Annotated in this window: 19 protein-coding genes; 8 read left to right on the forward strand and 11 right to left on the reverse strand. The window is 34.1% G+C overall.

The genetic code is table 11. The features are described 5' to 3' along the window. The first annotated feature begins 278 nt into the window (after positions 1-278). Together F6K06_RS04870 and F6K06_RS04875 are read left to right on the forward strand one after the other, a co-directional pair. Positions 279-509 carry a hypothetical protein gene (locus tag F6K06_RS04870; protein WP_124146777.1) on the forward strand — a complete coding sequence of 77 codons (231 nt, stop codon included), beginning with the start codon at positions 279-281 and terminating at the stop codon, positions 507-509. A 92-nt stretch (positions 510-601) separates the two neighbouring features. Continuing rightward, entirely contained in the window at positions 602-1150 is a 549-nt protein-coding gene (locus F6K06_RS04875) for a CAP domain-containing protein (RefSeq protein WP_287242677.1), read from the forward strand. A gap of 307 nt (positions 1151-1457) precedes the next feature. Here F6K06_RS04875 and F6K06_RS04880 read toward each other — a convergent pair whose 3' ends face one another. Next, positions 1458-3032, reverse strand: coding sequence for a photosystem II high light acclimation radical SAM protein (locus F6K06_RS04880; protein WP_124146778.1), 1575 nt, complete (start codon positions 3030-3032; stop codon positions 1458-1460). Between the two features lie 456 nt (positions 3033-3488). Here F6K06_RS04880 and F6K06_RS04885 point away from each other — a divergent pair, with 456 nt between their 5' ends. From F6K06_RS04885 to F6K06_RS04900, 4 genes are all read left to right on the forward strand, one after another. Then, on the forward strand, positions 3489-3857 hold the full coding sequence (locus tag F6K06_RS04885) for a DUF1830 domain-containing protein (protein WP_124146779.1): 369 nt from the start codon (positions 3489-3491) through the stop codon (positions 3855-3857). A 221-nt stretch (positions 3858-4078) separates the two neighbouring features. Further along, positions 4079-4636 carry a hypothetical protein gene (locus tag F6K06_RS04890; protein ID WP_124146780.1) on the forward strand — a complete coding sequence of 186 codons (558 nt, stop codon included), beginning with the start codon at positions 4079-4081 and terminating at the stop codon, positions 4634-4636. Between the two features lie 130 nt (positions 4637-4766). Then, positions 4767-4892 (forward strand): hypothetical protein, encoded by a 126-nt coding sequence (locus F6K06_RS04895; RefSeq protein ID WP_275670436.1) that lies wholly within the window; start codon positions 4767-4769, stop codon positions 4890-4892. A gap of 23 nt (positions 4893-4915) precedes the next feature. Continuing rightward, entirely contained in the window at positions 4916-5671 is a 756-nt protein-coding gene (locus F6K06_RS04900) for an ATP-binding cassette domain-containing protein (protein WP_124146781.1), read from the forward strand. A 149-nt stretch (positions 5672-5820) separates the two neighbouring features. On the opposite strand, the gene F6K06_RS04905 is transcribed toward F6K06_RS04900, so the two are convergent. Then, positions 5821-6576 carry a response regulator transcription factor gene (locus F6K06_RS04905; protein WP_124146782.1) on the reverse strand — a complete coding sequence of 252 codons (756 nt, stop codon included), beginning with the start codon at positions 6574-6576 and terminating at the stop codon, positions 5821-5823. A gap of 746 nt (positions 6577-7322) precedes the next feature. On the opposite strand from F6K06_RS04905, the gene F6K06_RS04910 reads away from it, so the two are divergent. Continuing rightward, positions 7323-7577 (forward strand): DUF6761 family protein, encoded by a 255-nt coding sequence (locus tag F6K06_RS04910; protein ID WP_124146783.1) that lies wholly within the window; start codon positions 7323-7325, stop codon positions 7575-7577. Positions 7578-7668: 91 nt separating this feature from the next. Here F6K06_RS04910 and grxD read toward each other — a convergent pair whose 3' ends face one another. The 6 genes from grxD to phnM form a co-directional block, all read right to left on the reverse strand. Beyond that, on the reverse strand, positions 7669-8004 hold the full coding sequence (grxD, locus tag F6K06_RS04915) for a Grx4 family monothiol glutaredoxin (protein ID WP_124146798.1): 336 nt from the start codon (positions 8002-8004) through the stop codon (positions 7669-7671). Positions 8005-8221: 217 nt separating this feature from the next. Beyond that, a complete protein-coding gene (locus F6K06_RS04920; protein WP_124146784.1) occupies positions 8222-8479 on the reverse strand; it encodes a BolA family protein in 258 nt (85 codons plus the stop codon). 141 nt (positions 8480-8620) lie between these two features. After that, positions 8621-9301: a hypothetical protein gene (locus tag F6K06_RS04925; protein ID WP_124146785.1), complete on the reverse strand. Its 681-nt coding sequence runs from the start codon at positions 9299-9301 to the stop codon at positions 8621-8623. A gap of 418 nt (positions 9302-9719) precedes the next feature. Then, positions 9720-10397 (reverse strand): HAD-IA family hydrolase, encoded by a 678-nt coding sequence (locus F6K06_RS04930; protein WP_124146786.1) that lies wholly within the window; start codon positions 10395-10397, stop codon positions 9720-9722. A gap of 1419 nt (positions 10398-11816) precedes the next feature. Further along, on the reverse strand, positions 11817-12416 hold the full coding sequence (locus F6K06_RS04935) for a phosphonate degradation HD-domain oxygenase (protein ID WP_240039134.1): 600 nt from the start codon (positions 12414-12416) through the stop codon (positions 11817-11819). 528 nt (positions 12417-12944) lie between these two features. Next, positions 12945-14081, reverse strand: a complete 1137-nt coding sequence (gene phnM, locus F6K06_RS04940; RefSeq protein ID WP_124146787.1) for a phosphonate metabolism protein PhnM — start codon at positions 14079-14081, stop codon at positions 12945-12947. A 111-nt stretch (positions 14082-14192) separates the two neighbouring features. Here phnM and F6K06_RS04945 point away from each other — a divergent pair, with 111 nt between their 5' ends. Then, positions 14193-14486: a Dabb family protein gene (locus tag F6K06_RS04945; protein WP_124146788.1), complete on the forward strand. Its 294-nt coding sequence runs from the start codon at positions 14193-14195 to the stop codon at positions 14484-14486. A gap of 1013 nt (positions 14487-15499) precedes the next feature. Here the strand turns inward: F6K06_RS04945 and phnL are convergent. The 3 genes from phnL to phnK form a co-directional block, all read right to left on the reverse strand. After that, complete coding sequence (gene phnL, locus F6K06_RS04950; RefSeq protein ID WP_124146789.1) at positions 15500-16237, reverse strand: phosphonate C-P lyase system protein PhnL; 738 nt, start codon at positions 16235-16237, stop codon at positions 15500-15502. A 581-nt stretch (positions 16238-16818) separates the two neighbouring features. Next, positions 16819-16983, reverse strand: a complete 165-nt coding sequence (locus tag F6K06_RS04955) for a hypothetical protein (protein WP_161564668.1) — start codon at positions 16981-16983, stop codon at positions 16819-16821. A gap of 406 nt (positions 16984-17389) precedes the next feature. Then, the gene (gene phnK, locus F6K06_RS04960) at positions 17390-18160 is read right to left on the reverse strand and encodes a phosphonate C-P lyase system protein PhnK (RefSeq protein ID WP_124146790.1); all 771 of its coding nucleotides are present in this window, start codon (positions 18158-18160) and stop codon (positions 17390-17392) included. Positions 18161-18542 lie beyond the last annotated feature (382 nt).

The raw sequence follows: 18542 nt of genomic DNA on the forward strand, positions 1-18542 counted from the left end.
GGGGTTTAAAATGATTAAAAACTTAGCCGTTCAAATTGTACCATTTTGGATTTCTATAATAAATATTTTGTAGTGATCGCCAAATTTTACCTTTTTCATCATCATTAATCAGAGGGCGTACTAATTATCTGATATTTACTTCTGTGTACGGAGATTCCATACCTCTAAAGTAGGGATGTTCCATGAAATGTCCCTGCTCATAAAATGTAGAAAAGTTGTTGATAAATGGTATTATATTTATTGTTAATACAATATAATTTTTCATAAACGATATTATTATGCCAGCTACACCAGAAAGTATCCACGCTTTTCTTAACTATTGTCGAGAATATATTAGTGGTACAAAAAGAAGTGATGGTTGGTTATTTCTAAATATATTTTTTCAAGCATTCAGATATGAAGGTTTAAAAGAAGTAGGTGCTAAATGTGAAGAGGTAGTTCCTGATGGTAGTCGCAAGGGAAAAACAGGATTTGCCGATTTATTTTGGCCTCGTAAAATCCCACTTTAGAACAAGTTATTAATGTGGCAAATGTAGCCGTAGAATTAATAAAAGAAAGTGGAGTTTAAAGAAGTTGCACATAGCAGAGAGTAGATTAACGAATGAATCATAAATATTTAAAACAAACTTTCTGGAGTCTGGCAATATTGTTGAGTAGTTGTAATTATCAACAAGTTATTAAAAATTTGCCAGAAATGCCAGAAATTCAAAATTCTAGACAAACTCCTATCTCCAGACCAAGAGTAGCAATTTCACCTGATGTTAATGGGTTAGAAAAAACTGTATTTGCTCAAATAAATCAATACAGAAAATCTAAAAACTTACCACCTCTCCAGTGGGATAATACTATTGCTCAACAATCTAGAATTCATGCTCAACAAATGGCTAATGGAAAAACAACTTTTAGCCATGATGGTTTTAAGGAAAGAGTACAAGTAATTAGTCAACAAGTTCAACTCCAAAGTGCAGCAGAAAATCTAGCTAATAATTTTGGTTATAATAATCCTGGAGAACAAGCTGTTGAAGGTTGGATAGATAGTCCTGGTCATCATAAAAATATGGTAGGTGACTATAATTTAAGTGGTATTGGTATTGCTCAAAATTCTGAAGGAACATATTTCTTTAATCAAATTTTTATTAAAACTAGGTAAGCATTTCCTACGGAATGCTGCGCAAACAGCGGTCAGCTATCAGCTATCAGCTTTATTACCTTTAGTGGAGAATTTAAGCTTGCTGTTCTTGTGCTTCAATTCTTTGTTTAAAAATGTTGTAGAAGTTAAGCAAATGCTTGCTTCATTCATTAAAAAGCTGAATGCGAGCGCATTCCGCAGGAAGAGCTGACCGCTAATAGCTAAATGCTTACTAATGAATATTACATTCTTAGTGAAATTATGATTACAGGTTTAGATGAAATTTATTAATACGAAAAGGTGCGCTAATAACGCACCATGATTAACATTAACCTGCTTTGACTAACTGTTTTTTCTCTGAAGATACTATAGGCGCACTTAAAGCTTCTTCCAGTTCAGCACGACCTAATTTTTCTTCTAAAATATTCATTACTTCACGACCAAAATCATTAGAATTTCTTTGCCAAGCTTCTAAACAAACTTCTCCAAAAAATGCACCTAAAGGTTCTGGATTCCATAATAACTTTCTGGCAGTCCAAGGCATTAAACTCATAGGATCATATCCTGGTTTGAGAACTTCATTTTTCAGGGCATAATCTTCTAAATGAGTATGAGGTTGTAACCCAATAAAAAAGATAGCAGGTTCTACTTTTTCTGCTCCAAAAATTTTCTCTAATTCTCGGTGATAAGCAATAGTTTGTCGAATCGTTTCATAAGTTTCATCTATTACATTAAATGAGTAATTCACCGAAACTAAATCATTAAAACCAGCAGCTTTTAAATCTCGACAATTTTCCAATACTACCCGCAAGTTATAACCCATTCGCATTTTGCGAACCAGTTCCTGGGAACCACTGGTAATGCCAATTTCAAAATAATTCATCCCAGTCTTTGCCATGAGGTCGCACAACTCGGGAGTGAGGTTATCAGCACGAATATATGCCGCCCAGTGAATATCATCCATACCTGCATCAAGGATTTTTTGCAATAATTCAACCGCATCATCCATAAACCTACGAGCAGGAATAAACTGAGCATCAGTAAACCAGAAGTTACGAATACCGCGATCGTATAGTTGCTTCATTTCTGCAACAACTTCATCCGCAGGGTTGATCCGGACTTGTTTACCCTCAATAACTGTATAAACACAGTAACAACAGTTATGAGGACAACCACGTTTAGTTTGTACCCCTATATAGAAATCTTGGTCTTGTAAGTAGTATACAAATTCTGGCCAAATACTATTAATATAGTCGTAGTTACAGGCAGTTTTTTCCACAGGAGCAGGTTTTTCGTGAATCAAGCGATCGCGTGGTGATGTTTCTCCTACCACATAGCATCGTTGATCGTTAAAATCTTCTGCTCGAAGAAGTCTTTCTAACAATACCTCTCCTTCTCCTACAGATACAATAGTACCAGTGGGTAGACTACGACCTAATTGTTCATAAAATACACTTACTGCTCCACCACCAACCACTGCACGAGTTTCAGGTCGATAATTTCTCGCCCTTTTGAGACCTTGTTTTATTAGTCCTACATTGCGCCAGAGTTCTGTATAATAGGAAACAGCTAACCGCAAACCTCCTATTGCACCTCTAAATTTAATCAGAGGGTTTTTCGCATAGTAAAACTCGAAAGCATTTTGCAGAGGGTTTCCTCCACGACCTCCTACAGGTGCATATATCTGAATATCTCGCCAGGAAAACACTAATAGATTTGGTTTAAACTCATCAATACAATCATTGAGAGCTGTTTTATAGTCCAGAGGAGGTACTGCCCCAAGGTCAAATATTCGTTGTTCTACTTCTGGTAAGTACTTGTGGACATGATCTGATAGATAAACAACTCCGATGGGAAAAATCGGATTACAAGGAAGACGAACATAAAGAACTTTATTTTCCATAATCAATGTTTCTTATCACATATATAACTTTTTGTAAGTATTTTTTTGAAGAAAGATAACAAATATGGTGGACTTATTTAATTTTAGTATTTATTTTCTTAAAATTTTGATACACAATCTTAATAATCGTAAAATATAGGTGTTGCTGATTTTAAGTATGAAATTTCTAAGAATGTAAGTTTTGATACAAAAATTCAAGGGTGCAAATCATCACCTAATTTCCCTAAAACCGATACCCGACTATATAGAGCTACATTCATTCCTAAGTATAAGAAGCTTTAATTAAACAAAAAGCTGAAAATTTGGAATAATCTTAAGATTTTATTCAGATTTATATGGGCCATGTGATGCTAATATTGTTAGTCAGTATTCAAGATTACAACTGATTGGGATCGGTTGATGTTAACTTGTAGATATAACTAAAACTTGTTTAAAGTAAAAACTTTTCAATAGACTATGACACAAATTCTTGATCCCTTACCATCTAACAGTTCAAATCAAATTCTTTGCTGCTACGTTAATGCAACAAGTCAAATCCAAATTGCGAGAATTAGTAATATACCAAATTGGTATTTTGAGAGGGTTGTATTTCCAGGGCAGCGTTTAGTTTTTGAATCTGTTATGGGCGCTTCTATGGAAATTCATACAGGCATGATGGCAAGTTCTATATTATCTGATACAATACCATGTGATCGCCTACAAATAAATCAAGGCCCTTATTCCTCTATTTCTAAAACTGAACAGGGTATATCAAAATTAGTTAGTTTACCTCAAAGACGGAAAACCCCTGCAAAACCAGCAGCAGTTTTAAGTGCAGTGGATTAATTTAATTTAGAAGTGTCGAGGATATATCAACTGAGTCACAATTATTCCATCAGAAAAAAGTTGATGTCCTAGATAATTAATACTCCCAACTAATGCAGTTATTTTGTGTTTTTGTATTCAAAGGGATGTTAGAGAGGAAATGGGTTTATACCTGTTTCCTCTAAAGTTTTTAATGAACAAATAATAAGTCTCTTAAATTAAAAATATTTAGTTAAGAAAAAATGTCTCAAAATCAAGACTCAGAAATTTTTGTATTTAGAATTTCTCCTCTGATTAAAATAACCCTTTTAAGTTTGTATGTGGCATTGACTATACCTCTACCTTTTCTATCTCAAGTCACAAATGCGCCAGTACCTCCTATGATTTTAGGAGCGGGACTAGCACTAGGAGCAGTAGCATTATACGCAGCTTTAACAGAACGAGTAATTATTGATGACCAGGGAATTCAGGTATCCTATCCAGTCTGGGTGCCAGACCTGTTTCGCAAAGGTTGGTATTTGCCTTGGGCAGAAATAAAAGCTCTCAAACCTCGGACTACAGGTCAGGGAGGTTTAGTATATTACTTTGTAAGTAATTCTGAAAAAGGTTATTTGTTGCCCATGCGAATAGTGGGTTTTGCCAAGTTGGTGAGAATAGTTGAGGCCAAGACAGGTATAGATACAACTGATGTACGTCCTTTATCGCAGCCTTGGATGTATTTGATTTTATTCGGTTGTACGATATTGTTACTATTAGTAGATGCCTGGACTATTTCCAACGCGATCGCTATTTCTTCTTGAAGAAGGAAGAAGGAAGAAGGAAGAAGGAAGAACCGAAGGACTAAAGGACTAAAAAAGTGTATGGGGAAGTATTCTATATAGAAGAAGCAAGAGGGAAGAAGGAAGAAGGAAGAACCGAAGGACTAAAAAAGTGTATGGGGAAGTATTCTACATAGAAGAAGCAAGAGGGAAGAAGGAAGAAGGAAGAACCGAATTTTTGTTTCTAGGTATCTTTATCACCCCATCACCCCATCACCCCATCAGTGTGAGGTATTAAACTTATGAAGAAAAAGATAAAAAATGGGACAGCAGCAGCGTCAACTATATTTAGACCGAGTAAGTTTGACCGCTCCAGTTAGCTCTAAGTATTTACTGAAAGATATTTCTTTTGCTGTAGAAAAAGGCGCTAGAGTTGCTATAGTAGGTACTTCTGGAGCAGGGAAAACATCTCTATTGCGATTATTAAATCGATTAAATTCCCCTACTTCTGGTTCTATATATTTGGATAACCAGGAGTATAGCAAGATTCCTGTTACTCAATTACGACAACAAGTGACAATGGTTTTACAGGAATCAAAACTTTTAGGAATGTCTGTAGCAGAAGCGATCGCTTATCCTTTAAAACTCAGAGGAATAAGGCCACCTGAAATTCAGCAAAGATGTGAATATTGGATACAGCAGTTGCATATTCCTCCCGACTGGTTATCCAGGTCAGAATTACAACTTTCAGTGGGGCAAAAACAGTTAGTAGCGATCGCTCGTGCTGCTGTAATTCAACCTAAAATTCTATTATTGGACGAACCGACCTCATCTCTAGATGTTGGTACAGCAGATCTAGTTATAGGGGTATTGAAAACGTTAACAGAAAGTCAAGTAACGGTGATTATGGTTAACCATCAAATAGATTTAGCTCAACAGTTTTGCACACAATTGTTACATCTAGAGCAAGGAGAATTAATTGAAGACTCTCCTAGTAGTAAAGTTGATTGGGTTAAGTTACGCCATAGTATTATTCAGGCACAAAGACAAAGACAAGAAACTGAAGAATGGAGCTAGTATAATAGACTTGTCGCTAAATAAAGGGAAAAAATCACTCTAACCTAGACAGAGCAGTAATTCCCAGCATTTTTGCCATCCAATAGCTACAATCCTTACAGAACAAGGTTTTTGGGCATTTTTTAAGTTATAAAACCACTAGTCTAATATTAAGCAGGTGTAACTTTTTGAGGTTGTCTATAGCTCTGATAATTCTGTTCCCATGTATTTATAGTTAAGATTTCTCGATTGAACCTATATCCTACATTCCTAACTGTCTGAATTAGACTAGGTTGGCGAGGGTCAATTTCGATTTTTTTTCGCAGAGATAGTACATGGGTGTCTATGGTACGAGGATTATCTATAGAGTCTGGCCATGCTCTGTGTAGTAATTGTGAGCGAGTTAGGGGTATTCCCCCTGATTGAGCTAAGACATAAAGGAGACTAAATTCTTGTGGAGTTAAATCAATTAAACTGCCGTTCAATTTAACTCTACGATGTACTAAATCAATAATCAAGTCACCATAATCTAGACTTATAGGTGGGCTACAACTAATGCTCCTCTGCCGACGTAGTAGTGCTTCTACTCTGGCCATAAATTCTTGCATACCAAAAGGTTTGGTGAGATAGTCATCTGCTCCAGATTTTAATCCTGCGACAATATCTGCTTCAGTTGTTTGCGAGGAGAGCATAAAAATTAAGGACTTTTGCTGTTGCTGAACCCACTGACAAAATTCGAGACTATTTCCATCAGGTAGGTCAGCTTCCATAATTACTAGATTTGGGCAATGACTATGTATTAATTGCTTGGCATGATCAATATTCGCTGACTGATGTACAGAGTGGTTTGTTTGCTGCAAATGCCAACCAAGCAGCGATCGCAAACGCGGATTTCCTTCTAAAATTAGAATACAAGCAGCTCCCACTTAATTCCTAATGGCTTTTCCTATAATTAGCTACTACTAAGTTAACATAAAGTCTAGTAAGAGTTTTGTAACATAGGTCACTGCTTAGATATTTCCTCTGCAAAACTAACAGTGATTATTTTTGAGCGACTTCCCACAAGTATACTTTAATCAAAACTAATCAACTTTTACTTCCTTGCGGTAAAACCTCCTACTTAATTTTTCTCGGTTGATTACTACTTCTTTCTTCTGACTTCTTCTCAATGTGCGATGAATCAATTGTCAATTAATTATTGGCCTTACAGCTATCAAAATCTAGTCTATATCAACAGTGTTCCAGGCAAAATTTTCCCTAATTCCTAATATTTTGCACGACCAAAATCAAAGTTATCTAGTGTATTCAACATTTCACTATATCACATATTTTATTTTTTTTCCAACTCAATATTTTTGAATTTATTTTGAAAATTAGCGGAAACTACAATAAATCTATTGTAGAAATAAGATGGACTGGTAATCAATAGATTTATAAGTCTACTAAAGAGTTGAGAGGGTTGAGGAAATTGTTTTAAAATAAAAGCAGCAAAAATAATAGTCAAGAAAATGTTCAGCTATAAGTGTTCCTGTAATGTGTAATACCAACTTTATAGTTAATTAACACTAATCTAAAAAAAACACTAGAAGTTGCACTAAAAATCAAATTACATTAACCTAAAGACTAGGTTTTAACTGAAAATATAACCATTAATTCTGAGAATAAAAAGGTCATGTTAACCGACGCTCTAACAATTCGCCACTATCAAAAACTCACTGACGCCCTCGTCGAAATGTGGAACCGTGGTTACCGCTATGAGGAGATGCGTATATATTTAGATGGCTACCTAGCATCTTTGAGAATCTCAAAAGCGATCGAACCATTTTTAATTAATAGATTGGAGGAAGAAACAACTCGCTACATATACGACCCTTCAAATTTTGAAATGCCAGCATTACAAACTGAAACTGAAGTAGATTATTACTAAATTAAAGTAGTTGTAATTAAAAAATGAAGGGTATTGAATAACGCCCTTCATTCTTTTTTTTAATAGTTTTAGATTGACAAATACAGAGTGTCTAAGAGGCTAAAGCAATTGCTACCTTTTGCTCTAGTTCTTCTTTATTCTTATTGAACATTTCAATTATCACATCAGAGCCACCGATAAATTCGCCACTAATGTAAACCTGGGGAATTGTTGGCCAGCTAGAATATTCCTTAATTCCTTGACGAATTTCTGGATCTTCTAACACATCAAAAGTTTCATAGGTAGCTCCTAAAATATTCAATATTTGTACAACATTGTTAGAGAAACCACACTGGGGCATCAACTTATTACCCTTCATAAAAACCATAATTTTATTCTTAGTAACTAAGTCATCAATTCTGGCTTTCAATTCTGGAGTTAGAGTCATAGCTATTTCCTCAAATAGAAGATGTTCATCTAAGCATTCAGCATTTAGCTGATACCAACCTATTGCTGATATCTTTACCTTAACTAAATAGCCGAGTGCTGTTTGATTTATAGATACTATTAACTTGCCTGATATATTGAGGCAAATTATCAAAGTTAATCAATTATGGCTAATATAACCAAATAATCCTGTCTGCGTTGTAACTCAAAAGCAAAAATTAAGAAGTTTGTCCCACAGCTTCCCACTCTTGAGGAGTATAAGTTTTTAAAGCCAAAGCATGGATAGCTTCAGACGCCATAGGTTCTTGTACAGCAGCATAAACCATTTGATGTTGTTTAACTCGAGTTTTTCCTTCAAACTGAGACGAAACAACAGTCGCTTGTAAGTGGTCGCCACCGCCGGTTAAATCTTGGACTTGTACTTGAGCATCTGGCAACTCAGCTTTAATCATTGATTCAACTTCTTCTAAATTCATTGTTCTTCCACTGTAAAGTTACTGTTATTCTACATATAGCAGGGAACAAGGAACAGGCAACAGGCAACAGTAGGAAAAGTATTTCTGTGTCTTACGGTTCATCATTAACATAAGTAAAACACTAACTCGTTCCTTGCTATATTAATTAAGAGACTGGGATGAGTTAGGAGGTTGGTTCTCTCCAGAGGATCTAGGATAGGGAATATCAACAAATCCTAATTCTAGTAATTGTTGGTAGGCTTTTTTTCCTAGATCGCGAGTGGGTTGCTGAGAGCTAATAATTTGAACAAGTAATGGTACTGCTAATTCAGGTTGGTTTTGCGCCCGGTGGACTAAAGCTAATTGATAAGTGGCCTGGTCTCTCATTTGAGCAGTGTCCAATGCCTTAGTACGTTGGTCATCTGCCAGACGATTATCTATACCAGAAAAACTAGCAGCTAATTGACTATAGAAATTAGAAAGTTGATTAAATATTTGACGAGCTTCTTGAAGTTTCTGACTAGCTAAATTATAATTCTCTGAGGTAATGGCATTGTCAGCTTCACTCATTAAACGTTGTCCTCCCTGAAGACTGAGAAGACTATTTTGTTCATTTAAAGGACGAACATTTTCGGGTTGTGTGGGTTGTATTGGAACTGGAGAAGAAGGAAGGTTTTGTGGATCTGTAGAGTTTTCTGGTGAAACTTGAATCGGAATTTCTTGCTCTGCGGAATTTTCAGATTGAGCATTAAGTGGTTGTTGTAAAAGAATGAAAGCTGCCGTAATTAGGAGAGTAAAGCCGAATTTGGAGCGAATTAAAGGAATAGGTTGAGTAAATATCATAATTATTTAGTGAGTTCGTATAAATAAAAAACTATCATAAATGTTGAAAGAGGACTCCCGTTATAGTCGCGATATTTAACGGTGAAAGTGTCAATTTTTAGATATACTATAACTTTTTCAAAAATATATGGTTTTGAAGAGGGTTGTAGGTTTTAGGTTTTAGGTTAATTTTTCCATCTTATAGAGAATTAAAAAGTGTTTCGGTCTGGAAATGCTGTTTGCGGAGCATTCCGGTACGGAAAATGCTGATAGTTAGTTAAACTCTAATGAATTGTGGACACCGCAGGTAACGATAATATATTGTTATATTATCGTTATCTTTTCCTTTATGGATTTAATACCTCAATGTCTACACGGTGTCTACAAGTTTTTTGGGTTTTATCCACTTTTTCCTTCTTGCTTCTTGCTTCTTCCTTCTTCAAAAGAATGGTGGTAGTTGCCATAATTGGGGTTGAAATTCTGTTAAGGAATTAAGAATTTGATGGGCGGAATAAAATAAGGTTTTATCCATATCAGGATCGGGTACAACTACTACGGACATTCCTGCAGCTAAGGCAGCTTCCATTCCTGCTAAAGAGTCTTCAAATACTAAACAATTTTTGGGAGAAGCATCTAATCTTTTGGCAGCTATTAAGAAAATATCTGGTGCTGGTTTTCCATGTTTAAGATTAGGGTCATCTCCTACAACAATATGATTAAATAATTGGAACCATTCTTGATGATTTTTTGTTTTTAAATTAAATGGTTCTTTGGAAGAACTGGTAGCTACAGCTTGAGGTATTTTATTTTGATATAAATGTTGGGTAAGATGAACTGCACCTGGCATTGGTTTTGATTCAGGAAAGCGTTGATATGTGAGGGTATTTCTTTGTTGAAGATAATCTTCGGGAGTGACAGGTAGTTCTAATAATTCTACAATTGCTTTGGCAGAATCAATTGATTTTCTACCAGTAATTTTACACTTAGTTTGTTTATCAAAAATTTTGCCATAACGGCTGGTAACTTCTAAGTTTACCTGAGCATGAATTGATTCTGTATCTAGAAGTAAACCGTCTAAGTCATAAATAACATGAGTGATTTTTGGGAAATTATTCATCGTTTTTTTTATAGTTATAATTAATTTTTTATACCGTTTGTATGAGTTTTTACTATAAATATTTAGGGTATTTTTAGTAGTAAGTAGTCAGGAGAAATAAAATCTATTCTTTTAGTCAAATAGATATTAAAACAATTTATGCCAAATTCATAAAAAGTTGTAGACAATAATATTTTAATTGTACGCTCTTTATCAAGAGCAGTTCTATTTTAATTATCTTATTATTAAAGGTGGTTGATTTATTCTCAATCAGTCATAATTAATTGTGATAATTACTTAATTTTGTAATTTTGAACAATTAATCTAGGATAATATAACCGAAAAAATATTATATTATTTTTTTGCTCCGATTTACTACCTGTTAATAACTAAATTTATTAACTTATATCAAGGGTAGTTTTCCTGTTTGAAATTGATAGGAAAATTGATGACTAATAAATTGTCAATATTACTAAATTAGTAAGCATTTCCTGCGGAATGCTGCGCAAACAGCTCTTAGGAGTCAGCGCTTCCCTGCGGGATGCTATGCAAACAGCAAATAATTAATAATTCTTTCTAAGGCTGAATGAGCGTAAGGATTCAGGTCCTATGGAAAAGCCTATAAATCTTGATAGATAAGCATTTCCGGCAATTATCTCCCAAATTATATTCTCAATTAGAAATGGCTACAAACCTTTATTTTCGTCATTATTGAGAATGAGACTATTAAATTGCTGAGTTAGTCATTTTCAGAGTTCTCTCTATAACTGGGTTTGAGATACCTGAATCCTTACGAATGAGCGTACATTGGCAGTAACTTTTAATTCTCTATCAATTTTTCAATTGCTTTTACCGAATAATTAATAATTAAATAATTAAATAATTAAACAATTTTAGGGTAAAAGCCTCCCCTTTCAAGGGGAAAAAAGCGGTCGAGGGATGGCGAGGTTTCCTCGCCATATCTAATCGACCAAGAGAATAAATTTTTTCCTTATTGGTCAATCCTCTCCCTAAAAGCTATGATTTATAAACATCTTTCTTGACATAAAAATTGACTTTTAGAGACAAGTTATGTGTGAGTGTTTCAGAGGCTTTTTCTTCAAAAATCATGTATTGAAAAGTACATTTTTTTTGAGGACTTAAGTAGTTTTGCCAAGCTTTATTGACTGCTTCTCCCTTCTCCCCTACTCCCTACTCCCCTGCTCCCCACAAGGTTTTCAGAAGTTCCTTATCAGGGATAGCCCTAAAAGGGAGAGGTAATTGTCCATTATCCATTTCAATTATCCATTAATAAACTCCTCCTCTAATCAATAACTAATGGCTGTTTGCGCAGCATTCCGAAGGAAATGCTTACCTAAATTATCATAGTTTTATCTTTTTCTTTTGGGTTTAATAACGCGCCATCTACAGGATGTTTACAATTGGTTGGGGTTTGAGTCCCTATCCACTTTTTACTTCTTCCTTCTTTCTTCTTTCTTCTTCTTTCTTCCTTCTTCCTTCTTCAAGAATTATCTGAGTAAAGTGTTTTAAATCTGGAGTTTTAAAACCAACAACTTTAGCTTGGTCATCCCAAATTCTTAGTTTTACTGCATCTTTTGCATAGGGTTGATGAATAAATTGAGCAGCAGCATCAGAAGAAAATATTCCTCCTTGTAATTCTAAACTTTGTTGAGAAGCTGGTGATAAACTTGAAAAATAGTTAGGTTTTGTTGCACAAAGATAACGTTTTGCTTCAACATGAAGGCGAATTGGTTCTGTTACAGCTTCTCCAAATAAATGTTTTAAATATTTGATACTACGATATTCATGATGGTCGTTAATACCTTTGTTTGCAGCATCTTCTCCTAAGTCGTGAATTAGATGTCCTAAGTCGTGAAATAAGCAAGCCACAATTAGTTCATTATTAGCTTTTGCTGTTTTTGCTAAAGTAGCACATTGGAGAGCGTGTTCTAGTTGACTAATAGATTCTTGATTATATTGAATATGACCTTTTGAGGAAAGAATTTGAATGATTGTTTTTATATCGGGTTTCATTTTCATTGTGTATTTATAAGTGATAAAAAATAATGCCAAATATCAAAAGTATTGCTACATATCTTTGAGGGTTAGGGAGTAGGGAGTAGGGTTCAAAGAAATAAGATATTTTGGTTTAATACCGGGAATCGTTACAAACATTACTTAACAATTATTATTACTTAATAACTGAATTTTTTATGAAGTATAGCATTATTTTTGGGAATTAGTATAATTAGTTGTTAGGGGTTAATTAAAACAGATTTACTCTTGACTTTATAATTCTAGTCAATGAAATTTTACCGTTATTTGATGGTGTTTTTTAGGGTTATCTATTTCAGTGAAATTATGACTTTTTTAACCATTAACTAGATTTTTTGACTAGGGTGAAAATTTACCATAGCAACCTTCATACTAAGTTTTGAAATTTTGTTAAGGGGAATTAGCCCACAAATTTTTACAGCCTAAAATACTTGATTGATTTTACATTTAATTTTGGCAAAATTTCCGTGAAGTAAGACTTAAAAAAATCCTCCCTTCTGTAAAATCAACAGTTTAAGCAACACGACGGCCATTAACGATCGCTGAAGTTAAATGGGGGACTATACCATCATCATGTACCGTAATTAAATCGGCACGTTTGCCAACTTCTAAACTTCCTCTATCGTGAGATAAATTAATAGTTTTAGCTGGATTAATTGTAACTAATTTCATAGCTTCATATAAAGGTTTACCAATTTTATGACTAATAATAAAAATAGATTGTAATAGACTCCGAGGTACATAATCTGAAGAAATTACATCTACTAAATTTTGCTCTACCAATTCCATTGCAGATACATTTCCAGAATGAGAACCTCCTAATACTAAATTCGGCGCTCCCATCAATACTTGTAATCCAGAATTATGAGCTTCTTTTGCCGCTTCTAAAGTAGTTGGAAATTCTGCTAAAACTGCCCCATTCTCTAAAGCTTCTTGCACATGACTTATTGTTGCATCATCGTGAGAAGCTAGGGAAATTCCATTTTGTTTTGCTAATTCAACTAATGCTTGACGATTTTTAGGAGCATATTGTTGTTGAGTTTCCTGACGATGGGCAATAAATTTATTCATTTCTGTTTCGCTAATTCCATACTTACCCATGTAATATTCTTTATATTTTTCCACACTCACAAATTGTCTTTGACCAGGAGTATGATCCATCAAAGACATGAGAGAAAGAAACGGATTATTTGCATATTTTTCTGCAGCAGTAAATATATCTTCAAAGGAAATTTCACAACGTAAATGTAGCCGATGATCTGTCAGAAGTCTACCTGTTTTTTGCCCCTCAAAAATAGCTTCAATCATTTCACCAAAACGCTTAACTCGAACAGAATTAGGTTTAATATCTCCAATGGCGATCGCGTCACAAACTGTTGTAATTCCAGAAGTAATTAAGTCTCGGTCGTGGTAAGATACTGCTGCTGCTAAAGGCCATTTTACAGCAGGGCGAGGAGACATACATTTTTCTAGGTTATCTGTATGAAGTTCTATCAGTCCAGGCATTAAATATTCTCTTTGACCATCTTGACCAATATTAACTATTCCTGGCTGAATTTCGGCTATTTTTCCATCACGAACTATGAGAGTACCAATAGTTTCTTGGTCTGGTAACTGTAGGCGATAGTTTGTGTAAATTTGTTCGTTCATATTTATTTAATCAACAGTTAATCTTAAATTAACCAATTGGAATTTTTAGTTTCTCTATAGTAACCTCTATTTCTGTTAAAATACAGGAGCAGTTTTGAAAGATTGATTTATATGATAGTACATATAGTTTTATTTAAGTGGCATCCAGATACTTCAGCAGAAACTATTACCTCGGTTATGTCTGCTTTAAAAGGAATGAAAGAGAAAGTGCCGGAAATAATTGATATATCTTGTGGGAATAATTTCTCGGAGCTTTCTCAAGGTTTTCAAAATGGTTTAGTAGTGCAATTTAAGGATCAAGTTGCTCTTGATGCTTATGCAAAAAATGCCTATCATCAAGAAATTATTAAGACTTTGATTAAGCCAATTTTGGCAGATAAAATTACTATTGATTATGAAGTTTAACTATTGTAAGCATTTCCTGCGGAATGCTGCGCAAACAGCTAGCTCGCAGTCAGCTTTTAGCTGTTTCATAAATAATGAATATACACTGCTAAGGTCAAGGTTAGTTTTTTTTACAATACTTTGAATTATCCTTAAATATCTCAATACTAATTCCTGCTATAAAAAGCAATGAATTAATAGCTTATAGCTGACCGCTGAATGCTTACTAACTATTTTCATTATTTCGAGGGAAGATCAATAAAAGTATGACAAAAGCCAAAAGGCTCATTAAGGCTAATTATTGATATTCTATGGTTTCTAATTTTTCATAAGCTCTAACTTTACTTTTGCGATAAAATACAAAACTTTCAACCTTCTCATTTTTTTCTTTTTCTAGATGTTGTTTTTAATAAAAACTACCCCATAGTCAAAAAATGATACTGTTCAATGAAAAATGTTTTAAATTCACTATTTTGGCTGGAAAATTGTTTAAGTTTCATTGTAAGTATTCAGCTATTAGCTGTCAGTTCGAGCGCAATAAAACTTTCCTATGAAGGAAGTGTTTAAATGAATATAGACTTTAACCTCAAAGGAACCTGTTTTTGTAAGATTTAATTATCACTGGATTCTGACTTAATAATACCCCTTAATATCTAAGCATTCAGCCATAAGCAGTTAGCTCTCAGCTTTTTAATTAATAAAGCAGCCATCTGCTTAATTTCATAATACATTTTCAACTAATTATTGGAAATATCTCAATTACTTTTTCCTCCTTTAAAGGTAATAAAAAAAGCTGATAGCTGATGGCTGATAGCTGAATGCTTACCTGAATATAGGGTTTAATAAAGCTCAAAAGCAATAGTTGATGACTCATAGCTGACGGCTGAATGCTTAGGTTTCATTAAACATCTCCAAAAATCAAAAATAAAATCAATTATCGTACATAAATTATCAATTATTTCCCCCTACTCTGTACGGACGTTTCATGCAAAATTCCTACTTCCTACTCCCTATTTTATGGAGATATCTATTAACTAAATTCCAAACATAATTTCCCTGGTACAAAGTCTTCTTTTTACTTCTTCATCATGGAAAATGCCGATTAAACCACACCCATTAACTAGGCGTTTTTCTAAAAGTTCAATTACTACTTGACGATTGACAGAATCTAGAGCTGATGTTGGTTCATCTAATAATAAAATTGGATAATCAACTGTTAAGCTTCTGGCGAGATTAATTCGTTGTTTTTCACCTCCAGAAAAAGTAGTAGGAGAAAGATGCCAAAGACGTTTTGGTAAATTCAATAGATCGAATAATTCTGCCACTTTTTGATAGGCTACTTTTGGCTCAGTTCCTAATTCTAATAAAGGTTCTGCTGCTACTTCTAAAGCTGCCACACGAGGAATTACTCGTAAAAATTGGCTAACATAACCAATAGTATTTTTTCGTACTTCTAATATTTGATGGGGTGCTAATTTAGGAAGATCGACCCAGGTAGATTTATGTTTGATTAAAACCGAACCTTTATCGACTCGATAGTTACCGTAAAGGCAACGCATAAATGTAGATTTTCCCGAACCAGACTTACCAGATAAAGCAATACATTCTCCTGCTGTTAAACTGAGAGAAATATTTTTTAAGACTGATAATTTTACTCCGCCTTGGTTGTGTAAAGTAAAGCTTTTTTCTAATGCTTCTGCTTTTAATAATAAAGAGTTTTCTGGGAAAGTATTTTCTGGCTGATTATTTGCTGTTAGTAGTTGAATAGTCATTTCAGTTATCAATTATTAGTTATCAGTTATCAGTACATCTTGCTGTTTGCGCAGCATTCCGTAGGAAAGCAAGAGGATTGAAATCTAGAATATTCTGTTTTCTCATCCCTTGAAAAAGGGAAGCTATTAACCATAATTTTTCGGTCATAAATCATTTTTCATATTTGAGTACTGTAAGATGTTGATAGTGATTTTTTTTTTGTTTCTCGTAAGTTGGGTAAAACCAAAAAATATGGCAAATATAGCAATAGTTAAAAGTCAAATTATTGCGATGGCTGAAACTAGAAAATTTGATAATTATTTACCTAATATTTAACTATTGTATAGGTTTTGGCGAGATAATTTATCCTCTTAACGAAACCTATCATTATGATAATTTTTGCCTAATTATTTTGCTTGTATTTTGAGTAGTCGATAAATTTCGACCACACTATTTTCTAGCTGATGATTAGTTATTAAGGTTTGAGTAGTCATCAATAATTTCTTATCTCTAAGTCAGGTGAGATACTAATGCTGAAAAATTTGCTTCTCACCATGTTGGGTCAACGCAAAAAAGGTTAGATAATTTGATAATTCCTTAGTCAATATTCAACTACTGTATAGTTGTTTTTGATTGTCATATTGCTGAAACAAGCAAAGGGATGAGAATTTCTTCCTAATTTTTTTGCTTGTGCTTTGAGTAGTCGAGAAGTTTCGACCACACTATTTTCTAGTTGATGATTAGTTGTTAGTAGTTGAGTAGTCATCAATAATTTTTCATATTTGAGTACCGTGAAATGCTGATGCTGAAAAATTTGTTTCCCGTAGGTTGGGTCAACTCAAAAGATTTGACAAATATAGCAATAGGTAACAGTCAAAATTTGGCAGAAGTCAGGAATAGGCAAAAGAAAAATGTACGTCAGACAAACCAGGACAAAAAAAGATGTAATTTTGACTTTTGTCATAATTTTTTTTCCCTCGCTCTTTCTTCCTTAATATTATGTCCGTTGGCGCGCGTTTGTGTAAACCAAAGCGTGAATATATACAGGAAATTAAAGTTTTTTTCTTGCTCTTAAACCTTCCTACCTTTTCCCTTTTCCCTCTTCCCTCTTCCTTCTTCCTTCTTCCTTACCTTCACGCTTACAATACTGATGCTGCCGGACATGATATAACTCATGGAATTAATGTTGAACTAACTAATTGTTGAGTATAAGAATGTTGAGGGTCATCTAATACTTGATCAGTCAAACCAGACTCAACAATTTGCCCATTTTTCATTACTAATAAACGGTGAGCAAGTAATCTAATCACCCCTAAATCATGGGTAACTAAAATAACACTTAAACTGAGATTTCGCACCAGAGAACGAATTAAATCTAATAAACGAGCTTGTACCGAAACATCTAAACCTCCAGTAGGTTCATCCATTAATATTAACCTCGGTTTTGTGACTAAAACACGAGCTAATTGTAAACGTTGTTGCATCCCTCCAGAAAACATTTTTGGTAAGTCATCTATTCTATTAATATCTATTTCTACTTGCCTTAACCAATAAGCTGCTTCTTCCCGAATTTTTCCATAATTTTTTACTCCTATATTCATTAAACGTTCGCCAATATTTGCTCCAGCAGTTACATTCATTCGTAAACCATCACGAGGATTTTGTTGAACAAATCCCCATTCATTTCGCATTAATAAACGACGACGAGTTTCTGATAGTTTTGGGAGTGTTAATACTTCTCCGCTAGAGGTAGTATAGGTGATATTTCCGCCTTCAATTGGTATGTTTCCTACAATAGCATTTAATAAAGTAGATTTGCCTGAACCTGATTCTCCTACTATTCCTAAAACTTGGGCAGTATAGAGATTGAAAGAAACACAGTCACAAGCTTTTATATTCCTATAAAACTTACTCAATTTTTCAACATTTAATAATGGTTCCATAATCCACCATGATGTAGTTTTAATTTAGCTTTTATGTAAGCATTTCCTCCGGAATGCTGCGCAAACAGCAGTCAGCTATCGGTTGTCAGCTTTATTACCTTTAATGGACAATTTAAGCCCGTTGTTCTTGTGCTTCAATTCTTAGTTTAAAAATGTAGTAGAAGTAAAGCAAATACTTGGTTCATTTATTTTTATTGCGCTTGAGCTGACCACTAATAGCTGAATGCTTACATTTTAACACTGTCCTTAAGGAGAGAGTCTTTTTGCGCTATAGCTGACAGTTAATAGCTGAATGCTTACCTTTTATTTATTTAATTCTCTTCCTTTTAGAGAAAGGTAATTATCAATTATCAATTCTTGAAACGGTGCTTACCGAATAATT

The sequence above is a fragment of the Okeania sp. SIO1H4 genome (genome assembly GCF_010672695.1).
Lineage (GTDB): Bacteria > Cyanobacteriota > Cyanobacteriia > Cyanobacteriales > Microcoleaceae > Okeania > Okeania hirsuta.

Excerpts from the sequence above, each read along its gene's own strand:
- F6K06_RS04870 (WP_124146777.1), top strand. The coding sequence starts at position 279 with ATGCCAGCTACACCAGAAAGTATCCACGCTTTTCTTAACTATTGTCGA.
- F6K06_RS04875 (WP_287242677.1), top strand. The coding sequence starts at position 602 with ATGAATCATAAATATTTAAAACAAACTTTCTGGAGTCTGGCAATATTG.
- F6K06_RS04880 (WP_124146778.1), bottom strand. The coding sequence starts at position 3,032 with ATGGAAAATAAAGTTCTTTATGTTCGTCTTCCTTGTAATCCGATTTTT.
- F6K06_RS04885 (WP_124146779.1), top strand. The coding sequence starts at position 3,489 with ATGACACAAATTCTTGATCCCTTACCATCTAACAGTTCAAATCAAATT.
- F6K06_RS04890 (WP_124146780.1), top strand. The coding sequence starts at position 4,079 with ATGTCTCAAAATCAAGACTCAGAAATTTTTGTATTTAGAATTTCTCCT.
- F6K06_RS04900 (WP_124146781.1), top strand. The coding sequence starts at position 4,916 with ATGGGACAGCAGCAGCGTCAACTATATTTAGACCGAGTAAGTTTGACC.
- F6K06_RS04910 (WP_124146783.1), top strand. The coding sequence starts at position 7,323 with ATGTTAACCGACGCTCTAACAATTCGCCACTATCAAAAACTCACTGAC.
- grxD (WP_124146798.1), bottom strand. The coding sequence starts at position 8,004 with ATGACTCTAACTCCAGAATTGAAAGCCAGAATTGATGACTTAGTTACT.
- F6K06_RS04920 (WP_124146784.1), bottom strand. The coding sequence starts at position 8,479 with ATGAATTTAGAAGAAGTTGAATCAATGATTAAAGCTGAGTTGCCAGAT.
- F6K06_RS04925 (WP_124146785.1), bottom strand. The coding sequence starts at position 9,301 with ATGATATTTACTCAACCTATTCCTTTAATTCGCTCCAAATTCGGCTTT.
- F6K06_RS04930 (WP_124146786.1), bottom strand. The coding sequence starts at position 10,397 with ATGAATAATTTCCCAAAAATCACTCATGTTATTTATGACTTAGACGGT.
- F6K06_RS04935 (WP_240039134.1), bottom strand. The coding sequence starts at position 12,416 with ATGAAAATGAAACCCGATATAAAAACAATCATTCAAATTCTTTCCTCA.
- phnM (WP_124146787.1), bottom strand. The coding sequence starts at position 14,081 with ATGAACGAACAAATTTACACAAACTATCGCCTACAGTTACCAGACCAA.
- F6K06_RS04945 (WP_124146788.1), top strand. The coding sequence starts at position 14,193 with ATGATAGTACATATAGTTTTATTTAAGTGGCATCCAGATACTTCAGCA.
- phnL (WP_124146789.1), bottom strand. The coding sequence starts at position 16,237 with ATGACTATTCAACTACTAACAGCAAATAATCAGCCAGAAAATACTTTC.
- F6K06_RS04955 (WP_161564668.1), bottom strand. The coding sequence starts at position 16,983 with ATGACTACTCAACTACTAACAACTAATCATCAACTAGAAAATAGTGTG.
- phnK (WP_124146790.1), bottom strand. The coding sequence starts at position 18,160 with ATGGAACCATTATTAAATGTTGAAAAATTGAGTAAGTTTTATAGGAAT.